3 protein-coding genes are annotated in these 2,700 nt (G+C 48.9%); all 3 read right to left on the bottom strand.

The features are described from left to right. Positions 1 to 397 (bottom strand): IF-2-associated domain-containing protein (locus tag RSA72_RS14300; RefSeq protein ID WP_332633412.1); only part of this gene is annotated, 397 nt, incomplete at its 3' end. A 10-nt stretch (positions 398 to 407) separates the two neighbouring features. Further along, positions 408 to 1,892, bottom strand: coding sequence for a transcription termination factor NusA (gene nusA / locus RSA72_RS14305; RefSeq protein WP_332633414.1), 1,485 nt, complete (start codon positions 1,890 to 1,892; stop codon positions 408 to 410). A 35-nt stretch (positions 1,893 to 1,927) separates the two neighbouring features. Further along, positions 1,928 to 2,452, bottom strand: coding sequence for a ribosome maturation factor RimP (rimP, locus tag RSA72_RS14310; protein ID WP_332633415.1), 525 nt, complete (start codon positions 2,450 to 2,452; stop codon positions 1,928 to 1,930). Positions 2,453 to 2,700 lie beyond the last annotated feature (248 nt).

A 2,700-nucleotide genomic window follows, 5' to 3' on the forward strand; every position in this document is an offset into this window, starting at 1 on the left:
GAGTTTCAGCTTTAGGTTCAACCATAGCTTGAACGTTCGCACGAGCTTGTTGCTCCGCTTGCGCTTTTGCCAAAGCTTCAGCTTTGATCTGTTCTGGATCAGGCTTAGTAAACGTATGCTTCTTGCGAACTTCTACGTTAATGGTTTTTGCCTTACCTGATGTACTTGCTACTTTAGCTGTACTGGTCGTTTTACGTTTCAACGTGATTTTTCCTGCATGTCCATCGTCCTGGCCATGAATTTTCTTCAAATGGTTGACGAGAGCATTTTGTTGTTCGGAGGTAATAATGTCATCAGCTTTGCGCTGCGGTAAAGCTGCGTCACGAACCTGTTCCAGGAGCTTCTCAACGGGGGTGCCCACGCTGAGCGCTAACTCTTTAATCGACTTGTCCGTCATATATTACCTCCTAGTTAAACCATGATTCGCGCGCTTTCATAATCAGTTGACCTGCTTTTTCTGCATCTAAGCCTTCAATATCTTCGATATCGTCAGTGGCCTGATCGGCTAAGTCATCTACAGTTACCACACCGCGGGCAGCCAGCGCATACGCGATCTCTTGAGTCATGCCTTCCATCACAGCAAGTTCAGGACTCGGCTCTTGAATGTTTTCCTGCTGCTGCAGTGCATCCGCCAGCGCAACTTCTTTGGCGCGGCCTTGCAGCAGTTCAACAGTTTCTGCATCCAGTTCAATTTCTTCGAATGTTTCTGCAGGAACATAAGCAACTTCTTCAACTGAAGTGAAGCCCATTTCCACCAGCGCCATCGCAAGATCTTCTTCAATATCCAGACGTGTTACAAACATATCCAAATACTGCTGCGCTTCGTTTTGCTGACGCGCGTGATACTCTTCTTCCAGCATCATATTCAGCTTGTAGCCGGTCAATTCAGACGCTAAGCGCACATTTTGGCCTTGAGAGCCGATCGCGCGCGCCAGCTGATCGCTGGCAGCGAAAATAATGTCCGCAGTACGCTCTTCTTCATCAATCACAATGCCGGATACATCAGCAGGCTCTAAAGCGCTGGCGATGTACTGAGCCGCATCATCAGACCAGACCACAACATCAATGCGCTCACCATTCAACTCTGACTGCACCGCCTGAATTCGCGTGCCGCGCATGCCGATGCAGGCGCCGACAGGGTCAATGCGGTGATCGTTGGTTTTCACCGCGATTTTAGCACGAACACCCGGCTGGCGCGCTGCTGCTTTAATCTCAATGATTTCTTCAGAAATTTCAGGAATTTCCTTTTTCATCAAGGCAATCAGCATTTCCGGCTTGGCGCGGGACAGCAGCAATTGAGCGCCGCGGCCTTCGCGGTTCACGCTGTACAGAATCGCATTCACGCGCTGCTTAGGACGCAAAATTTCTTTTGCAATCATTTCTTCGCGCGCAAGATACGCTTCGGCATTGTCGCCTAAATCAATGATAAAGCCGTCTTTGGTCTGCTTTTTCACTTCGCCGTAAATCAGCTCGCCGACTTTAGATTCATAAGCATCGGCGATCAGCGCGCGCTCCGCTTCACGGATCTTCTGCACAATCACCTGCTTGGCGATTTGCGCAGCGATGCGGCCAAAATCAATCGATTCAACTTCAAGCTCGCGGATATCGCCAATTGACCATTTTGCAGGATCAACATCAGAAATTGCATCCTGGCATGCAGGCATTTCATGATCTTCATCCGCAACCACTTCCCATTGACGGAAAGTGCGGTAGTCACCTGTTTTGCGGTCAATTTCCACACGAAGCTGAGCTTCTTCAGAGCGGGTGCCTTCGTAGAATTTCTTTTTCGTCGCTGCAACAAGAGCCTGTTCAAGCGCCTCAAAAATTGCATCACGACTTACACCCTTTTCGTTACTAACCGTCTCTACTACGGTAAGGATTTCACGCGCCATAAGCCACCTATTCGTTCAGATTCTTATTTATTGAATTAATCTTGGTAGATTAAATGTGCTTTATCAATATTGTGACTGTCGATGTCCAGCACGTGCTGATTTTCAACTTCAACCTGAATCATTTCATTTTCAAGGTCTACTGCAATCAGTTTTGCCTGGAACTTCCGGCGGTTTTCCACAGCGCTGATCAGGCGCAATGCAACCTGCTGGCCAGTATAGCCGGACATCTGCTCAAGCTGGAAAAACGGACGGTCCCAGCCCGGAGAGGAGACTTCCAAAGCATATTCGCCGGAAATCGGATCATGCACATCCAGCATCGCGCCGACCTGCTGGGTCACACGCACGCAGTCCTGCACGCCAATGCCGCGGCCCAGTTCGGCCTCGCCGTCTTCATTCATGACCGGCTCAGCGCCTTCATCCACAGCTTTGTCAATATAAATGCGCAATAATGAGCGCTTGCCCTGAGGGATGAATTCAATCCCCCACAGGTCCACATTACAGGCCTGCACTGCCGGTGCAATTAAGTCCTGAAGTGCTTGGGTTTTATTTGATAGCTTCATTTACTCTCGTTTAAATTGTGCGATTTGATGGCCGAAATGACCACTACAGGTCAATGCGAACGATTGTAGTAGCGGAACATGACGATTTGGCCAAATTAATGCCGACACTACACGATAGCCAATAAAAAAGGGCGTAAATCGCCCCAATTATGCACAGAAAACCATAGTCCACTGTGCAAAAAGGCCCACCTAGTTGTGAGCCTCTTTTAGAAACTTGGTAGCGGGAGCTGGATTTGAACCAACGACCT

It is taken from the genome of Acinetobacter sp. (assembly GCF_036659555.1).
Classification (GTDB): Bacteria; Pseudomonadota; Gammaproteobacteria; order Pseudomonadales; family Moraxellaceae; genus Acinetobacter.

Coding starts and splice junctions, on each gene's coding strand:
- rimP (WP_332633415.1), bottom strand. CDS start 2,452: ATGAAGCTATCAAATAAAACCCAAGCACTTCAGGACTTAATTGCACCG.
- nusA (WP_332633414.1), bottom strand. CDS start 1,892: ATGGCGCGTGAAATCCTTACCGTAGTAGAGACGGTTAGTAACGAAAAG.